Source organism: Candidatus Methylobacter oryzae (genome assembly GCF_003994235.2).
Taxonomy (GTDB): domain Bacteria; phylum Pseudomonadota; class Gammaproteobacteria; order Methylococcales; family Methylomonadaceae; genus Methylobacter_A; species Methylobacter_A oryzae.
In genome coordinates, this window is record NZ_RYFG02000120.1 from 15752 (window position 1) to 32304 (window position 16553).

The window sequence follows — 16553 nt, forward strand, 5'->3', positions numbered from 1 at the left end:
GCCGGTCACGTTAATCTAATAAGGCCGTTTTCGAATATGCAATCGGTAAAGTATCGGCGAGACCCACTCTTCAATCAGAAAAAAAAGCGCGACAATCAGGACGATGTCGGTTGGGCTCAAGGCTAACGCTTCTTTTAACAGCAATGTCGGCAACAAGGATTCGGGCACCGTATCAAGGCCTCGCGCGCGACTGCTTTCACTGTATCCCATTCGGCGTTTGATAAAGCTGGCCAGCAAATCCCCGACCATTGCCAATGCGCCGAATAATACACCGGTTAACGGTTCTATTCCGCTTAAAAATGCTACCAGCGATGAACAAAAAATAGCCGAACATAAGCCGCGCCAGGTTTTACTGTTACCGAACAATCGGTAGCCGTCGCGCAGTTTTATCCGATTATCGACCGGCCATGCCCAACGCGCGCCTAATGCTTTGTTGGTCAGCACCGGCGCGCCGTTTGCGGCCACGAGCAAGGCGATAGTCTGGAAACACAACGATAGTGCGCTCATTCAAATACCCGATTGCTTATAAAGCTCAGCTTTCAGTCAATATTATTTGACCATAGATTAACAATTGCTGTCGATTCAGCTTATATGCGAGTTGGAGCGACTCCGATCTGCATAAAACAGGCTGCTTAAAAATGCTGTAAAATACTGTAAAATGCCCAAATGGCAATTACCCTTTACCATGAATTTAAGAGAAAACCATGATAGATAAAAAACTGCTTGATATTCTGGCTTGTCCTTTATGCAAGAGTCCGTTGATTTACGACAAGTCCCAGCAGGAACTTATCTGCAAAGCCGACCGTATCGCATTCCCTATCCGTGACGATATTCCCGTCATGCTTGAAGATGAAGCTCGTGAACTGACTCATGACGAAATCGACGCCTTATCCAAATGAGCGTGCGTTTTAAAGTCGTCATTCCGGCAAGATACGGTTCGACAAGATTACCGGGTAAACCGCTGCTGAACATCGCAGGCAAACCGATGATTGCGCATGTTTGCGAACGCGCCCAAGAAGCCGATGCCGACGAAATCATTGTCGCCACCGACGATGAGCGAATCTTTCAGGCAGTCGGCAATTTAGGATTTAAAGCAGTGATGACACGCGCCGACCATCAAAGCGGCACGGAAAGAATCGCCGAAGTTGCAAGACTTTGCGGCTGGGCCGGCGATGATATTATCGTTAATCTGCAAGGCGATGAGCCGCTTATCCCTCCGGCTTATATTCGCGAAACCGCTGAAATATTAGCCAATCAGCAGCAAGCGGGTATCGCGACGCTCGCTGCAAAAATCATTGATCCTGAAGAGATTTTTAATCCCAACGCGGTCAAAGTGGTTTTAAACCACGCCGGTTATGCGCTTTATTTTAGCCGTGCGCCGATTCCGTGGGAGCGGGATGCGTTTGGCCGGACTGGCGGGGCGCCTTCCGGGAAATTGCCTTATCTGAGGCATATCGGCATGTATGCTTATACGGTTGATTTTTTAAATCGCTATTGCCTTTGGGACGCTTCATTGCTTGAATCGGTTGAGTCCCTGGAGCAGCTAAGAATACTCTGGCATGGCGAAGCCATTAAGGTCAGCATCGTGGACGAAACACCGGCCGCCGGTGTCGATACCGAAGAAGATTTAATACGCGTGGAGCAAGTATTGCGCTTGCACCGCTAGCCGTCCCGGAACTGTTTCGATTTGACATAACGTTTTAATAACAGTAATTTGGGCAACATTTTTTAACTTTTACTTAAACACCGGTTTTTCAAGAGCAGTCAATGGAAGAATTTCATAGAATAAGTCGTTTACCTCCTTACGTTTTTAACATTGTTACTGATCTGAAAGCTAAGGCGCGTGCAGCGGGCGAAGATATTATCGATTTCGGCATGGGCAATCCCGATCAAGCCACGCCTGAGCATATCGTCACTAAATTGATTGAATCTGCCCAACGTCCTGATACGCACCGTTATTCCGTTTCCAAGGGTATACCTCGGTTAAGAAAGGCCATTTGCACTTGGTATAAAAACCGCTTTGACGTTGATTTGAATCCGGAAACGGAAGCCATCGTCACGATCGGTTCAAAAGAAGGTTTGGCGCATCTGGCTTTGGCGACCTTGGGGCCCGGCGATGTGGTGCTGGTGCCGAATCCCGCTTATCCGATTCATCCTTATGGTGTCGTAATTGCCGGAGCCGATTTAAGGCATGTGCCGATGGTGCCGGGCGGCGATTTTTTCGATGAGTTGCATAAAGCGATTATCGATTCATGGCCGAAACCGAAAATGCTGATTCTTAATTTTCCGGGCAATCCGACCAGTCAGTGTGTGGAACTGGATTTCTTCGAAAAAATCATCGCTGTGGCCAAAGAGCATAATATCTGGGTCGTACAGGATATTGCCTATGCGGACATCGTTTTTGACGGTTACAAAGCGCCGTCGATTCTGCAAGTCGAAGGCGCGAAAGACATTGCCGTTGAGTTCTTTTCATTATCAAAAAGCTACAACATGCCGGGCTGGCGTGTCGGTTTTATGTGCGGCAATAAAGAATTGGTCGCTGCTTTGGCACGTATTAAATCCTATCTGGATTACGGTACGTTTACGCCGATTCAGATTGCCGCGATTGCAGCGCTGGAAGGTCCTCAGGATTGCGTTGCCGAAATTGCCGAAATGTACCGGAAAAGACGCGACGTATTGTGCGACGGCTTAACCGCAGCGGGATGGCCGGTTGAAAAACCGAAAGCGACGATGTTTGTTTGGGCGCGTATTCCCGAAGCGTATCAGCATATGGGTTCGCTTGAGTTTTCCAAAAAACTGCTGGCGGAAGCCAAAGTGGCGGTCTCGCCGGGTATCGGTTTCGGCCAGCATGGCGACGATCATGTCCGCTTCGGCCTGATCGAGAATGAACACCGCACCCGTCAGGCGGTGCGCGGCATACGCAATATGATGAAGAAAGACAAGGTTATATAAGCGGGTTAAATGATAGAGCAGGGATTAGACGGATAAGACGGATTTACACGGATTTTTTAGCCGAAGCTAAGTTTGATTACGCTTTAAAATCAGTGATTATCCGTTTAATCCGTGCCATCCGTGTTCCATTTCTCTTTGAGCAAAATAGTTTTTAACTGGAGTTTGATTTGAAACCGGTAAAAGTAGGTGTATTAGGATTAGGTACTGTCGGTGGCGGCACCGTCAATGTGTTGAAGCGCAATGCGGCGGAAATTGCGCGCAGGGCAGGTCGTGAAATTATCATCACTCGCGCCTCGGCAAAGGATTTAAACAAGCAACGCATTTGCGATACGCAAGGCATCGCTTTAACGACCGATCCTTTTGAAATTATCAACGATCCGGAAATTGAAATCGTTCTGGAATTGATTGGCGGGGCAGGGCCGGTTAAAGACATGGCGTTAAAAGCCATAGAAAACGGCAAGCATGTCGTTACCGCCAACAAGTCGTTGATTGCGTTGCACGGTAATGAGATTTTCGCCAAAGCCAGCGAGAAAGGAGTGATCGTTGCTTTTGAAGCCGCTGTTGCCGGCGGCATCCCGATTATCAAGGCAATACGCGAAGGGCTAAGCGGTAACCAAATCGAATGGCTGGCCGGCATCATTAACGGCACAGGCAATTTCATTCTGACCGAAATGCGCGACAAAGGCCGCGATTTTTCCGACGTATTGGCCGAAGCGCAAGCCTTGGGTTACGCGGAAGCCGATCCTACTTTCGATGTGGAAGGCATTGATGCCGGCCACAAGCTCACCATTCTGGCTTCGATTGCTTTCGGCATTCCGTTGCAGTTCGACAAGGTGTTTACCGAAGGTATCACCAAGATTACCCGTACCGACGTCGAGTACGCCGAACAACTGGGTTACCGGATTAAACATTTGGGAATCGCCCGCAAAACATCGGAAGGTATCGAGTTAAGAGTGCATCCGACACTGATTCCCGAGCGCCGCCTTATCGCCAATGTCAACGGCGTGATGAACGCGGTCTTGGTTAAAGGCGATGCGGTCGGTCCTACGCTTTATTACGGAGCCGGCGCCGGAGCAGAGCCTACCGCGTCTTCTGTCGTTGCCGATGTGATCGATGTGGTCAGGGCTTTAACCAGCGATCCTGAAAACCGGGTGCCGCATTTGGCGTTTCAGGCCGATGCGTTGGCCGACATACCGGTATTGCCTGCCGATATGTTCCGTACGGCTTACTATTTGCGCCTTCATGCGGAAGACAAGCCGGGCGTTTTGGCTGAAGTAACCCGCATTCTGGCCGAGCATCAAATAAGCATCGAAGCCATCAGCCAGAAAGTGCCGCAGGACAATGAAACATCGGTGCCGATTATCATATTGACTCAGGTCACGCTGGAAAAAGAAATGAATGCAGCTATTGCTGAAATTGAAGCATTACAAACCGTTACCGGTAAAGTTAATCGCATCCGTCTGGAAACTTTGGGATAAATAAAAACATGTCTAAACATAAACACCACATCGGCTTGATCGAACGCTATAGAGACCGCCTGCCGGTTAGCGCAAGCACTCGCATTATCAGCTTGAACGAAGGCAATACGCCGCTGATTCAATTGCAAAATATCCCCCGATTGATCGGCAAGGACGTCGATATTTATGTCAAATTCGAAGGCCTGAATCCAACCGGTTCGTTTAAAGATCGCGGTATGACGATGGCTGTTACCAAAGCGGTGGAAGAGGGCAGCCAAGCTATCATCTGCGCGTCAACCGGCAACACGTCGGCTGCCGCGGCTGCCTACGCGGCAAGAGCAGGCATTAAAGCTTTCGTGCTGATTCCCGACGGCAAAATCGCCTTGGGCAAGTTGGCGCAAACGTTGATGTACGGTGCTGAAATCATCCAGATTAACGGCAACTTTGATAAAGGCATGTCGCTGGTAAAAGAAGTGGCCGATCATGCGCCGGTTACTATCGTTAACTCGATTAATCCGTACAGGATCGACGGACAGAAAACCGCCGCTTTTGAAATTGTCGACGATCTCGGTTTTGCGCCTGACTATCACTGCCTGCCGGTCGGCAATGCAGGGAATATTACCGCTTATTGGAAAGGTTATACCGAGTACGCCACCAGCCGCGTATGCAGTTCACGCCCGGTCATGTGCGGTTATCAAGCGGCTGGAGCCGCGCCATTCCTAGCCGGACACCCTATCGACGATCCGGAAACCATAGCCACGGCAATACGCATAGGCAATCCGCAATCCTGGGATTTTGCCTGGGCTGCGCAAAAAGAATCCGGCGGCTGGTTCGACAAGTTCACCGACGAGCAGATTTTAGCCGCTCATAAAATGCTGTCCCAGTTTGAAGGCATCTTTTGCGAGCCTGCTTCAGCGACTTCATTAGCCGGGGCTTTGCATGATATTGGCTCAGGTAAGATTCCTGAAGGTAGCAAGATTGTCTGTACTTTGACCGGCAACGGCTTAAAAGACCCCGATACGGCTATTTCGCAATGCGCTGCTGCGCATCCTGTCACTATCGATGCCAGTTTGGATGCGGTTAAGCGGGCTATTTTGGATTGTTTGTAAATAATAGAATACGGATGACGCGGATTTAACGGATTCGCACTGATTAAGCCGATTTTCGATTCGACAGCGTGGACAGGGCATGTTACCTCGTCCAGCCTTGAACACTCCGCATTAAGTAATCAATCAATAAAGTAGTAATGTAAAGCCGACTTTTGTCGGCTTTCTTATTGAGAAATCTATGTATTATCAAGGTGTAAAGAAAACCATCGTTAGGCGCACTGTCCCCAAAAAACGCTCTACTTTGGGCGAAATGCATCCTGTACTGGAACGTATTTTTCTATCTCGAGGTTTAAGCTCGCAAGCGGACCTGGACAGGACGCTGGCAAAACTGCCGTCGCCGTGGTTGTTATCGGGCATGGAAGAGATGGTCGGGCATTTAATTGCCGCGATCAACGACCGCCAAAAAATCTGTATTGTCGGCGATTTCGATGCCGACGGTGCAACCAGTTGTGCGGTGGCTATCAGGGGCTTGCAATTACTGGGCGCGGAAAATGTAACCTTTGTCGTACCGAACCGCTTCGAATACGGCTACGGTTTGACGCCTGAAATTGTCGAGCTGGTTAAACAGCAAAATCCCGATCTGATTATTACCGTTGATAACGGCATATCGAGCATAGACGGGGTCAGGGTTGCCAAAGAGCTGGGCATGAAAGTCCTGATTACCGATCATCATTTGCCGGGCCATGAACTGCCTGCTGCCGACGCTATTGTTAATCCCAATCTGGTCGACGACAAGTTTCCCAGTGGTACGCTTGCCGGTGTTGGGGTTATTTTTTATGTGCTAATGGCTTTAAGAAGCCGGTTAAGGGAACAGAACTGGTTTGAGCAACATCAAGTTGAAGAGCCTAACCTTGCCCAGCTGCTTGATTATGTCGCGTTGGGCACGGTTGCCGACGTGGTGGCGTTGGATAAAATCAACCGGGCCTTGGTGTATCAAGGCTTATTGAGAATACGCACGAGGCGCGCCCATCCGGGTATAAATGCGCTTATTGAAGTGTCGGGCAGAAGGCCTGAGGCTATCTTGGCTTCCGATTTGGGCTTTGCATTGGGACCACGGCTTAACGCGGCGGGCCGCATGGACGATATGTCGCTGGGGATTCAATGCTTGTTAACCGATGATGTTGAACTGGCAAAAACAATCGCGCAGCAGCTTGACGAGCTGAATAACGATCGCAAGGAAGTCGAAGGGCAAATGAAAAACGAAGCGATAGCTTTGTTGGGCGAGATGAAACAGCTCGATGAACACCATTTACCGGCGGGCGTCTGCTTATTCGATGCGAGCTGGCACCAAGGCGTTATCGGTATTTTGGCGTCGCGAATTAAAGATCAATTGCATCGTCCGGTCATTGCTTTTGCGCCTGCCGGAAAAGATCAGATAAAAGGCTCTGCGCGCTCAATTCCCGGTGTCCATATTCGTGATGTACTGAGCGATATTGCCGCGTTGCATCCTAAATTGCTGAGCAAGTTCGGCGGTCATGCGATGGCTGCGGGCATGAGTTTGAGAATGCGCGACTATCCGCCGTTTGCATTGGCTTTTGATGAGATGGTTAGGAAGCGTTTGGTTGCTATCGATCTGGAACAAAAAATCTATTCCGATGGGGAATTGAGTGAACAGGAAATGACTATTGAGTTTGCGGATCTATTGCAAAACGCCGGCACTTGGGGGCAGGAGTTTCCCGAGCCTGCTTTTGACGGGGTTTTTGATGTAATTCAATCGCGCATCGTCGGACAGCGGCATCTTAAGTTGGTATTGAGAAAACCGTTTGGCGAGTTATTAATCGACGCAATTGCTTTTTATGTCGACAAGCCGGAAAGTTGGTTAGGCTTGCGTCATATTAAGGCGGTTTATAAGCTGGACGTTAATGAGTTCAGGGGGAATCGCAACGTGCAGTTTATAGTGCAATACCTGGAAAAAATTGCATAAAAAAGGGCGGAGTGTCCGCCCTTTTTGTTTATCGTAATATTATTTTTTTGTTTCTGCCGGTGCTGCTGGAGCAGGTTCGGCTGCTTTAGCGGGTTCTTCGGTTTTGGCCGGTTCTGCCGCAGCAGGAGCGGCCGGTTTTTCTTCAGCTGTCGCCGGAGCTTTTTCAGTTGCGGCGCCTTCAGCTGCTTTAGCAGGCTCAGCCGCAGCGGGGGCTTGAGTTGTTGGCGCAGCTTCTGTCGCCGGAGCTGCGGGTTCCGCGGCCGGAGCGGCTTTTGGCGGTTCTTCGGTTAGCGGCACCAATACTTCTACTTTTGCTTGTTTACGCAGTGTTTCGATCATTTCTTGAACTTTTTTGCGTTGCAAGAAAGGCGTCAGCTGTTCTTTAACCGCTTCCAATGGTGGAGGCGTTACCGGACGAGACTCTTCTCTTAAAATAACATGGTAACCGAATTGGGTCTTAACAGGTTCTTTGGTGTATTTACCATTTTCCAGTGCAGCAACTGCTTCGGAGAATGGGGCAACCATTTGCGCGGGAGAAAACCAGCCTAAGTCGCCGCCGTTTTGAGATTCTTTAGCATCCAATGAGTTTTTATTGGCCAATTTGGCAAAATCCGCGCCCTTATCCAACTCGGCGATCAGCTTTTTAGCTTCAGCTTCGGTTTTAACCAGGATATGACGCGCTTTAAATTCGGTGCCTTTTTCAGCGGCTACTTTGCTGTCGTATTCGGCTTTGACTTCTGCGTCGGTTACCGGGTTGGCTTTGATGAAGTTTTGCAGATCGGCTTGAGTTAACAGCGCTTTTTTAGCAGCTTCAAGTTGGGCAATGAATTCAGGTGATTTATCCAGTTGTTTTTGTTTCGCGTCTTGAATCAGTAATTCACGTTGAACGAGTTCTTCAACCAATTTTTCCTTAGGAAATGTTTGTCCGTGGCTACGCTCGGCGATTTCCTTTTCCAGCGTTTCCAATGCTGATTTAGGGATATACTGGCCGTTGACTTCCGCAACAGCATCGGCTTTATCAACGGTAGGCGTAGCCGTTGCAGCTGGAGAGCTGCTGGTAGTGTCAGTAGCTTTTTCTTGATTACAACCGGCAATCAATGCCGTGCCGACAACAAGTAAGGGGATGAATTTTTTCATTTAGAATCTTCCTTTATTTTCTTCAGAGGGTGAGAGAGCATTAATGCCTAAGGCATGAATTTGTTGTTTCATCATGTCGCCCAGCGCATTATAAATAAGCTGGTGCCGCTGAACTAAAGATCTTCCTTCAAAAGCTTCAGCAACAATAGTGACATGATAATGACCGCCGCCGCTACGTGCACCGGCATGTCCGGCATGAGCCGCACTGTTATCGATGATTTCCAGGAGTTCGGGTTTAAAAGCATCGTTTAACAGCTGTCTAATTAATTCGGATGTCATTGTGGAAAGACCTTTTTAAATGGTTTAACGGTAACCTTGGCGTAAACCCCGGCGCCAACGTAAGGATCAACGTCCGCCCATTGCTGAGCATCTGTCAGGCTATCGAATTCGGCAACCACCAAGCTGCCGGTAAAGCCGGCCTCTCCGGGGTTGTCGCTATCGATTGCGGGATGGGGGCCTGCGAGAACCAATCGCCCTGCATCCTGTAGTTCCTGCAGCCGTTTAAGATGCGCTGGACGCACGGAAAGTCTCTTCTCCAGACTATTTGCTATATCTTCACTGATAATCGCGTATAACACGTTTTATTCCTCTGTATCGGGGATATATTTATATAAGAAAATCACTTGCAGCAAAATAAAAACGACCATTAAGGCCGGTACGCCAAATGTCTTAAACGTAACCCAATCATCGGTATCGTAATTGTACATTACGTAGATATTAATGAAGCCTACGCTGAGAAAAAAGCAGCCCCATAAGGTATTTAACCGTCTCCACACTAAGGAAGGCAGGGTCAAATTGGCGGACAGCATTTTTTCAATGAACGGTTTTTTACCGATGAACTGGCTACCCAGAAAGGCTACGCCAAACAGCCATTCAATGATGGATAGTTTCCATTTAATGAATTGCTCGTTTTGTAAATAAAGGGTTGCGCCGCCCATTACTAAAATCAACCCCAGGGTAATCCATTGCATGGTCTCAACCTTTCGGTATTTAAACCAGGCATAGGCTACTTGAACAATGGTTGCCGCAATGACAACGGCGGTGGCGACGTAAATATCGTAAAGCTTAAACGCAATAAAAAATAAGAGTATAGGAAAAAACTCGAAAAGTTGTTTCATAGTAGCAGAGAGTAGGGGTGACTAGGCGTAAGCATCTATTCCTGTAATCAATTGAGCACGTTGCTCCTGTTGCAGTGCATTGAATTCCTGGGTATAGGCGGAAAGTGCTCTTAAAGTTCGTGAATCGGTCGGTTTAATAAGGTTATCTTGGCCTGATAAATCAACGGCCGCAACAGTATCCAACGCTTTTTTAATCTCTTCGGGCGAAGAGGGTTTATTGGTGTTTTTGTTTTGGGTATCGGTTAGTTCGTTCGGGTCTTTATTTTGCGCGCTATCGTTCCTGCCAGTTTTCTGGTTAAGGCCTATAGGCGAAAAAGTTAACGATGAACTATGAATTTTCATATTTAGAAACGAGTTGTTACACAAATCTAACTATCAGTCCATTGTAAAATCTTTATCAAGGAATGTACATGCTTGAATAACTGTTTCTGCTAGAATAGCGGTTATTTTTGGAGGAATCAGTGAGTAAACACGCACAAACCGAATTAGAAGCAGCCGCCTTCAGACGATTAGTGAGCCATTTACAACAGCATACCGAAGTTCAAAATATCGACTTAATGATATTGGCCGATTTTTGCAGAAACTGTCTGGCTAAATGGTACGCGGCCGCGGCAGTAGAGCAGGGTGTCGATATCGATTATGAACAGGCCAGGGAGATTGTTTATGGCATGCCGTATAATGAATGGAAAGATAAATTCCAAACGGACGCGACGCCGGAACAATTGGCCGCTTTCGAACGTAAACAACAAGCCAAATTAAAATGACAGACAAAACGCAATATGACGCCATGTTTTCAGGCGTGATCGGACAAGATTACGAACTGCTTAACCTCATTTGTCCTTTAGCAACGCAAATGAGCCGCTTAGTTGGTGAGGCAGCCGCCGGATACTCCGTAAAAACAACCGGTAATCTAAATGTTGTTGAGTTAGGCGGAGGGACCGGCATTACCTCCTTGTCGCTATTAACCGCATCGGATAAATTTAATATCTTGAGCATTGATAACGAACCGGTTATGCAGGAGCAGGCCAAAAAGCATCTGCATAAATGGGTCGTAGAAGGGAATCTGGCTTTTTGCGGCGATGACGCGTTGACGGCGTTAAAGAATATCGCAACCGACAGTGTTGATATTGTGGCTTCGGCTTATACCTTGCATAACTTTCTCGATACGTATCGTGAGCAGGTTATTCAGGAAATTTTCAGGGTGTTAAAGCCAGGCGGCCAATTTATTAACGGCGACCGTTACGGCTTGGATGATATTTCCAAGCATACGCGAATCATTCAGCAGGAAGTCGCTGGTTATTTCAAGGTGCTAACACGGATTAACAAATTAGAAGTTCTGGAACATTGGATAGTGCATTTGTTTGGCGATGAATCGGAAAACCATGTTATGCGTGAGTCGGTAGCACTCACTCAGCTACGGAATGCAGGATTCTCGGATATTAATCTTAGCCATAGACTTGAAGTCAATGCCTTGGTTACAGCTACGAAGCCCGGTTTATAAAGCTGAGTTGAGCAGCTTGTCTGCTCAAACGAAACTTATGCCCTTTGGGTATAAAATTATTTAAATACTAGACAAGCGTAAAGCCGAATATCGAGGTGCTTTTACGGAAAAATAATTAATGAGCCCGTATCAAGGAAGCTATATAAATTAATTTTCTTGTTGGGTTCCTTTTATAAAGCTTAACTCGCCTATTTTATGTTCGTTTTCATCCCACATAATAAGCGGACCGTCTTTTTTTCCATCTTTATAGTTAGTTTCAATATATTTTTTTTTATTTGGGTGATATTCCCGATGCTTTCCGGTGAAAGGCTGATCTTTATTGGGCAAATAGGCTAAATTATTCCTAATCTCCAGTTCTTCCGAAGTCACTATTTCCTGCGGTTTGATTTCTTTTAAAACTTTATTTTTAGCTATTTGCTTCAGCTTTAATTGTTTTAACCTGCTTTTTCTTGCTGCAATTTTTTTCTTTAACTTTTCTTGCTTTAAAGCAATATTTCTAGCTTTTGCCGCTTTGGTTTTCGAGAGTATTTCCGCTAGAACTCTAGCGTCAGCACTACAGTCCGAAATAAAAAAGACCATAAACAATATAACTATTATATTTTTCATGAGATTAGTTATACCTGTTTCAGATTTACCCAAAAGATATCTATTTTTTGAAAAACAATAGATTTCAACTCATACCGTTAGCAAGTCTATCACAGCCTTATCGCCTTGATACACCATAATAAGCGCTTAATAAAAGTTAGCTTGGCTAAAGCAGATAAGACCGGCTACCGGTGACTATGCAATTATACGTATTGAACAATACTGTTCTTTTAAGATAATAAATTGTTCTGTCCAAGCTGATCTAAATAAAGTCTTTCGGATGTTAGGCAGTGGGGCGTTAATAAGAACTAACTAATAATTTTTTTTTAAAATCGTTTTAAAGCTGTTGTCTAGTTACCATAATCTATTTTTATGTTATAAGCTTATTTTTGAAGGAGATTCTATATACATCGGTTCTTTATAAGTCATTATGTTGATTTTTCAATGGCTTATGTTGTTATATATGGGGAAAACAGATATTGGCAAGGTCCTTAATTCAGGCATATATAGAAGGAACACTTATGAATATAAAAAGCGCGTTAACTATACTATTCCTTTTCTTTATCACAGATCAGGCTTTTGCCGCTATTGATCCGGTCTATGAAGGTGCAAACGGCATTCGAGCAAAGGTATTCGCAACGAATTGCCTGGATTGCCATTCATCTACTTTGACCGGCTCAGCGCGTAACGGCGCCCCGCCTTCCGTTAATTGGGATACTTACGAGGCAGCGCTGCCTAATGCGCCTCGCGCTATCGTAAGAGCGGTGGAGCAGATGACGATGCCGCCTGCCTTTAGCGGCGTCCCGGCGCTTAACGATGAACAAAAAGCCGCAATGCTCGCGTGGCAAAGTGCAGGCTTCCCAAGAGCTGCGGCCACTACCTCGACTGCAGCCGACTTTTCTTACGATAGTTCTATTTTGACGCTTCCGGTTGTTAACGTCGGCAGTCAAATGTACAACGCAACTCTTAGATTAAGCTCCAATAATAGTAGCCCAACCGGTATTGCTTTTGTTCTGGAAAGCGCTCAGCCAGCTACGGCGGCTTCTTCGGTAAATGCAGCGAATTTTTTTCCTACCACAGGGCAATTGACTGTTCCTCTTGTCCAGCTAATGCGAAATGGCGCCAGCCAGGGTCAAGTCAGTGCCGAGTTGGCACTGGTACCAAACTCCAGTCCCTTTTTGTTTCTCTTAAGCAGCTATACCTCCGTACCCGGAGCACAATAATCCGTTCTAAACCAGCAATGAGGTTTGAGCATTGCTGGTTTCTTATCGTTTAGAAAAAGGCGGCAATGAATGTCGAATTCCTCGTCAAGCGCATGAAACTGGTTTATTTAAGTTTAGTTGCCGGTATGGTTTTGATAATCAGCTGCTCGCCATTATCACCGTTATCTTTAAAACCGGAATTGAATTCAGCACAAAGCCGGGCTCAATATGTTGGAGAGAGTGTTTGTTCCAGTTGTCATGAACTTGAAACCAACCATTGGAGCCATACGATTCATGCACGCATTCCTAATCTGGCCGCGCCGGATAATGCTCGGGCCCAAGGCTGCGAGACCTGTCACGGTCCCGGTTCTGAACACCTGGCCGATACGGCTAATAAATCGAAAATCATGGTGTTTACGCATCAATCAGGTTCTACAATCAGCCAGCAAAACTCCATGTGCCTTCAATGCCATAAAGGCAAAGAGCGTATCGCTTGGCCGGGTTCGGTTCATCAAATCAACGATTTAAGTTGCAGTGACTGCCATAATCCTATGGCGCAGTTCTCGGAAAAAGGACTGCTGCGCAAAGATGGAGTCAACCAGACCTGCTATAGCTGCCATCAGCAACAGCGCGCCGAATTCAGGAAACGCTCTCATATGCCTTTACCCGAAGGTAAAATCACCTGCACCGACTGCCATAACCCGCATGGTTCGAGTACAGCGCCTCTGCTGAAAGCCGATACGGTCAATCAGGTGTGTTATCAATGCCACCAGGAGAAACGCGGCCCTTTTATTTGGGAGCATGCGCCGGTTCGGGAAAGCTGCCTTAATTGCCATCAGCCGCACGGTTCCAATCACGAGTCCTTACTGGTTAGCGCTAGGCCGTTTTTATGTCAGTCCTGCCATACCAATCGAGGACATCCTAATGATTTGATGACGACTTCGAACTTGGCGGCGGCATCTAATCCCGATGCCCGGCTGATGAACCGAAGCTGTCAAAACTGCCATGCCCAGATTCATGGGTCTAACCAACCGTCCGGCCCGCTTTTTCATCGATAGCCCGGCCTCGATAGGGTCCGCTATCGGCAAGGATAGGACAGGCAGCTACCAAGCCGCGATCCTTACAAGTTTGCTGACTTTTAGCTCATTAGCGGCCGGAGCCGGCTCCCCTCCTGGTAACAATCTCAATCCGGCCGGCACAGATATAACCCAAACCAAGTCCCTAAAAGGACTTTCAGAAACCAAACGGCAGCCTTCCAGAACACCGAGCGGTTTGCTGTACGATATCCCTCCTGAAGCTTTAAGCGATAAAAAATTGAATGAAAACTGGCATTACCGCGGCAGCCTGGATTTTGGCTATTTATTCGGTACCGGCAGCAGACAACGCTCGTCAAAGCTTAACGATTACAGCGACTGGAGCAATGGACCTTTGCTAAATTATTTCTCGTTATCGGGTTGGCAGGAACATAAAGGATACTTTCTGGACGCGCAAGGCGGCGGTGTCGGACGCAACGATCAATATTACCAGTTATCGGCAGGACAGCTCGGCAGCTTCAAGGTTAACGGCTTTTTCAACCAAACACCGCATACTTACACGGCTAATGCGCTGACGCTGTATCAAGGCGTGGGCAGCGAGAATCTGACCTTACCGTTAGGGCTCGTTCCCGGCAACAATAGCCGCGATCAGCTCCGGCAAGCTTTGGCGTCGGTTTATAATCCCGATCTGGGCATCAACAGGGAGGAGGGGCGTATCGGCTTCGACTATACGCTAACGCCTAGTCTTAAACTGTTCAGCAATTTTTCTCATGAAACGCGCCAGGGCCGGCGAGCTTTCGGCGGATCGTTTTTACCGCCGTTCTACGCCGGCGAGAACTCGGGCGGCATGGTCGAAACCATCGAGCCGATCGATTATACGACCAACGAGATACGCTCCGGTTTTAACTATGCCGGTACCGGCTTGGATCTCAATTTAAACTATACCGGCTCTTTTTTTACCAATAACAAAGGCCAATTGACTTTTGATAATCCTTTTACCAATCTGCCCGGCACCGATTTTGCCGTTGAACAAGGCCGCTTTGATTTATATCCCGATAATACCTTCCATCAAGTTAAAACCGATCTGGCTTACAGGTTGCCGTTGAATGGGCAGCTAACTTCAACCTTGTCGTGGTCGCGCATGTATCAGAACGATAATTTGCTCCCGCCGACGATCAATTCGGGCCAGACTTTTACCGGCATCAATATGGATCAATGGAATTCCACCGCATCGCTATCGCAAAAAACAGCTAATGCGGAAATCACTAACTGGCTGTTTCAATCAGGGTTGCAATTTTCCCCTTGGGACCCTTTAACGCTGAAAGCAAAATTCCGTTATTACAACGAGGATAACAATACCGACTATACGGCGTTTAATCCGCTGACTAATCAATACGGTTATATCCTCGTGGACGGTGCGCAGGGCGGAGAGGTTTTTAGGCCGGCATCGCCGCAAAACCCTTTTCAATATCGCAGCATTCCTTTTTCGCAAAAAGTCACGGAAGGATTCTTCGATAGCGATTATCGGCTCAGCTACAAGACCACGGCCGGCTTTAGCTATCATTTTGAGCAACATGAACCAACTTACCGGGAACGCGACAGCACCGATGAAAACCATCTGAAGGTTCATTTGTCCAATCGCTCACTGTCCTGGACTACGTTGCGCCTGTCCTACGAATATGCGATTCGTGGCGGCAGCCGTTACGATTACAATCCCTACGTCCCTTTCTATACCAGCTCGCTTGCCGGATTTCAATCGGTACCGGCTAGCGGGGCATCACCGTTAACGCTCGCCGACTTGAGAAAATACGATCTCAGCGACCGGCGTCAGAACCAGCTCAAAGCCCAAGCCAATTTCATGCTGCGGGACGACCTGGATTTGCTCGCTTCGGTAAATTGGATAGACAACAATTACAACGTTCATTACGGATTGCAAAACGCCCGTACTCTTTCGGCCAATTTGGAAGGTAACTATCAACCTTCGCCGCGATTGAATGCTTACGCTTTTTACAGTTTCCAGAAACAGCAAAGCCAACTCAGCAATATCAACGATGTCGGTTTTTCGGCCGATCCTAATGCCGGCGGCAGCCGCTTCCCTTTAGCGGCGGCTTGGAAGGAATCCGTAGACGATACCAATCACTTGATCGGGCTCGGTTTTCGTTACCAGCTTGATCCGTTCGATATTGACATGCGCTATTCCCACAATTGGGCGCACACCGATGTTGGCTATGATGCGGCGTCCAATCAGGCCTTTGCCAATGTGGATGCCAATCAGGCCGTCAGCAATAACTTTCCGGCCATTACTTTTTCCCGCCATATTCTGGAAACTAATTTAAGATGGAATTTGCGCAAAGATATGTCAGTGCGCTTCTATCATCGTTATGAACATAGCGGCGTTCAAGATTGGCACTATGACGGGCTGTCACCGTTAATCGATAGCCAACTTTTCCTGAATGCGATTCCGGAGAACTACGGCGTGCACGTGTTTGGCGTGTTTGTTCAGTACCGGGTTCGGTAATATTCGAGTGGGTCTG

Annotated in this window: 18 protein-coding genes; 11 read left to right on the forward strand and 7 right to left on the reverse strand. The window is 47.4% G+C overall.

Going from position 1 to position 16553, the window contains the following annotated elements:
* Window positions 1-15: 15 nt before the first annotated feature.
* Window positions 16-507: a CDP-archaeol synthase gene (locus EKO24_RS20050; RefSeq protein WP_127026957.1), complete on the reverse strand. Its 492-nt coding sequence runs from the start codon at window positions 505-507 to the stop codon at window positions 16-18.
* A 197-nt stretch (window positions 508-704) separates the two neighbouring features.
* Between EKO24_RS20050 and EKO24_RS20055 the strand changes: the two genes are divergently transcribed.
* The 6 genes from EKO24_RS20055 (at window position 705) to recJ (ending at window position 7442) form a co-directional block, all read left to right on the forward strand.
* Window positions 705-899, forward strand: a complete 195-nt coding sequence (locus tag EKO24_RS20055) for a Trm112 family protein (protein WP_196240041.1) — start codon at window positions 705-707, stop codon at window positions 897-899.
* A complete protein-coding gene (gene kdsB, locus EKO24_RS20060; RefSeq protein WP_127026958.1) occupies window positions 896-1666 on the forward strand; it encodes a 3-deoxy-manno-octulosonate cytidylyltransferase in 771 nt (256 codons plus the stop codon). The genes EKO24_RS20055 and kdsB overlap by 4 nt, the downstream gene beginning before the upstream one ends.
* A gap of 101 nt (window positions 1667-1767) precedes the next feature.
* Complete coding sequence (alaC, locus tag EKO24_RS20065) at window positions 1768-2952, forward strand: alanine transaminase (protein ID WP_127026959.1); 1185 nt, start codon at window positions 1768-1770, stop codon at window positions 2950-2952.
* Between the two features lie 167 nt (window positions 2953-3119).
* The gene (locus EKO24_RS20070) at window positions 3120-4430 is read left to right on the forward strand and encodes a homoserine dehydrogenase (protein WP_127026960.1); all 1311 of its coding nucleotides are present in this window, start codon (window positions 3120-3122) and stop codon (window positions 4428-4430) included.
* Between the two features lie 8 nt (window positions 4431-4438).
* A complete protein-coding gene (thrC, locus tag EKO24_RS20075; RefSeq protein WP_127026961.1) occupies window positions 4439-5518 on the forward strand; it encodes a threonine synthase in 1080 nt (359 codons plus the stop codon).
* 178 nt (window positions 5519-5696) lie between these two features.
* Window positions 5697-7442, forward strand: coding sequence for a single-stranded-DNA-specific exonuclease RecJ (gene recJ, locus EKO24_RS20080; protein ID WP_127026962.1), 1746 nt, complete (start codon window positions 5697-5699; stop codon window positions 7440-7442).
* A 39-nt stretch (window positions 7443-7481) separates the two neighbouring features.
* On the opposite strand, the gene EKO24_RS20085 is transcribed toward recJ, so the two are convergent.
* Genes EKO24_RS20085 through EKO24_RS20105 form a run of 5 tightly spaced genes read right to left on the reverse strand, consistent with a single transcriptional unit; the run spans window position 7482 to window position 10039 of the window.
* On the reverse strand, window positions 7482-8579 hold the full coding sequence (locus tag EKO24_RS20085) for a peptidylprolyl isomerase (RefSeq protein WP_143733266.1): 1098 nt from the start codon (window positions 8577-8579) through the stop codon (window positions 7482-7484).
* Window positions 8580-8858: a BolA family protein gene (locus EKO24_RS20090; RefSeq protein ID WP_127026964.1), complete on the reverse strand. Its 279-nt coding sequence runs from the start codon at window positions 8856-8858 to the stop codon at window positions 8580-8582. It lies immediately after the preceding gene.
* A complete protein-coding gene (locus EKO24_RS20095) occupies window positions 8855-9157 on the reverse strand; it encodes a YciI family protein (RefSeq protein ID WP_127026965.1) in 303 nt (100 codons plus the stop codon). Before EKO24_RS20095 ends, EKO24_RS20090 begins: the two co-directional genes overlap by 4 nt.
* A 3-nt stretch (window positions 9158-9160) precedes the next feature.
* The gene (locus EKO24_RS20100) at window positions 9161-9697 is read right to left on the reverse strand and encodes a septation protein A (RefSeq protein ID WP_127026966.1); all 537 of its coding nucleotides are present in this window, start codon (window positions 9695-9697) and stop codon (window positions 9161-9163) included.
* Window positions 9698-9718: 21 nt separating this feature from the next.
* Window positions 9719-10039: a hypothetical protein gene (locus EKO24_RS20105; RefSeq protein ID WP_127026967.1), complete on the reverse strand. Its 321-nt coding sequence runs from the start codon at window positions 10037-10039 to the stop codon at window positions 9719-9721.
* 119 nt (window positions 10040-10158) lie between these two features.
* Between EKO24_RS20105 and EKO24_RS20110 the strand changes: the two genes are divergently transcribed.
* Together EKO24_RS20110 and EKO24_RS20115 are read left to right on the forward strand one after the other, a co-directional pair.
* Entirely contained in the window at window positions 10159-10461 is a 303-nt protein-coding gene (locus EKO24_RS20110; protein WP_127026968.1) for a DUF1244 domain-containing protein, read from the forward strand.
* A complete protein-coding gene (locus EKO24_RS20115) occupies window positions 10458-11198 on the forward strand; it encodes a class I SAM-dependent methyltransferase (protein WP_127026969.1) in 741 nt (246 codons plus the stop codon). The genes EKO24_RS20110 and EKO24_RS20115 overlap by 4 nt, the downstream gene beginning before the upstream one ends.
* A gap of 147 nt (window positions 11199-11345) precedes the next feature.
* Here the strand turns inward: EKO24_RS20115 and EKO24_RS20120 are convergent, their stop codons facing one another.
* Window positions 11346-11804, reverse strand: a complete 459-nt coding sequence (locus tag EKO24_RS20120) for a toxin-antitoxin system YwqK family antitoxin (RefSeq protein ID WP_127026970.1) — start codon at window positions 11802-11804, stop codon at window positions 11346-11348.
* Between the two features lie 500 nt (window positions 11805-12304).
* On the opposite strand from EKO24_RS20120, the gene EKO24_RS20125 reads away from it, so the two are divergent.
* The 3 genes from EKO24_RS20125 to EKO24_RS20135 all read left to right on the forward strand — a co-directional run bounded on the left by EKO24_RS20125 (window position 12305) and on the right by EKO24_RS20135 (window position 16537).
* On the forward strand, window positions 12305-13006 hold the full coding sequence (locus tag EKO24_RS20125; protein WP_127026971.1) for a c-type cytochrome: 702 nt from the start codon (window positions 12305-12307) through the stop codon (window positions 13004-13006).
* 65 nt (window positions 13007-13071) lie between these two features.
* Window positions 13072-14043 (forward strand): DmsE family decaheme c-type cytochrome, encoded by a 972-nt coding sequence (locus EKO24_RS20130; protein ID WP_127026972.1) that lies wholly within the window; start codon window positions 13072-13074, stop codon window positions 14041-14043.
* Window positions 13991-16537 (forward strand): MtrB/PioB family decaheme-associated outer membrane protein, encoded by a 2547-nt coding sequence (locus EKO24_RS20135; protein ID WP_127026973.1) that lies wholly within the window; start codon window positions 13991-13993, stop codon window positions 16535-16537. The genes EKO24_RS20130 and EKO24_RS20135 overlap by 53 nt, the downstream gene beginning before the upstream one ends.
* Window positions 16538-16553 lie beyond the last annotated feature (16 nt).

Coding starts and splice junctions, on each gene's coding strand:
- EKO24_RS20130 (WP_127026972.1), top strand. CDS start 13,072: ATGAATGTCGAATTCCTCGTCAAGCGCATGAAACTGGTTTATTTAAGT.
- EKO24_RS20050 (WP_127026957.1), bottom strand. CDS start 507: ATGAGCGCACTATCGTTGTGTTTCCAGACTATCGCCTTGCTCGTGGCC.
- thrC (WP_127026961.1), top strand. CDS start 4,439: ATGTCTAAACATAAACACCACATCGGCTTGATCGAACGCTATAGAGAC.
- recJ (WP_127026962.1), top strand. CDS start 5,697: ATGTATTATCAAGGTGTAAAGAAAACCATCGTTAGGCGCACTGTCCCC.
- kdsB (WP_127026958.1), top strand. CDS start 896: ATGAGCGTGCGTTTTAAAGTCGTCATTCCGGCAAGATACGGTTCGACA.
- EKO24_RS20135 (WP_127026973.1), top strand. CDS start 13,991: ATGCCCAGATTCATGGGTCTAACCAACCGTCCGGCCCGCTTTTTCATC.
- EKO24_RS20090 (WP_127026964.1), bottom strand. CDS start 8,858: ATGACATCCGAATTAATTAGACAGCTGTTAAACGATGCTTTTAAACCC.
- EKO24_RS20100 (WP_127026966.1), bottom strand. CDS start 9,697: ATGAAACAACTTTTCGAGTTTTTTCCTATACTCTTATTTTTTATTGCG.
- EKO24_RS20125 (WP_127026971.1), top strand. CDS start 12,305: ATGAATATAAAAAGCGCGTTAACTATACTATTCCTTTTCTTTATCACA.
- EKO24_RS20120 (WP_127026970.1), bottom strand. CDS start 11,804: ATGAAAAATATAATAGTTATATTGTTTATGGTCTTTTTTATTTCGGAC.
- alaC (WP_127026959.1), top strand. CDS start 1,768: ATGGAAGAATTTCATAGAATAAGTCGTTTACCTCCTTACGTTTTTAAC.
- EKO24_RS20115 (WP_127026969.1), top strand. CDS start 10,458: ATGACAGACAAAACGCAATATGACGCCATGTTTTCAGGCGTGATCGGA.
- EKO24_RS20105 (WP_127026967.1), bottom strand. CDS start 10,039: ATGAAAATTCATAGTTCATCGTTAACTTTTTCGCCTATAGGCCTTAAC.
- EKO24_RS20085 (WP_143733266.1), bottom strand. CDS start 8,579: ATGAAAAAATTCATCCCCTTACTTGTTGTCGGCACGGCATTGATTGCC.
- EKO24_RS20055 (WP_196240041.1), top strand. CDS start 705: ATGATAGATAAAAAACTGCTTGATATTCTGGCTTGTCCTTTATGCAAG.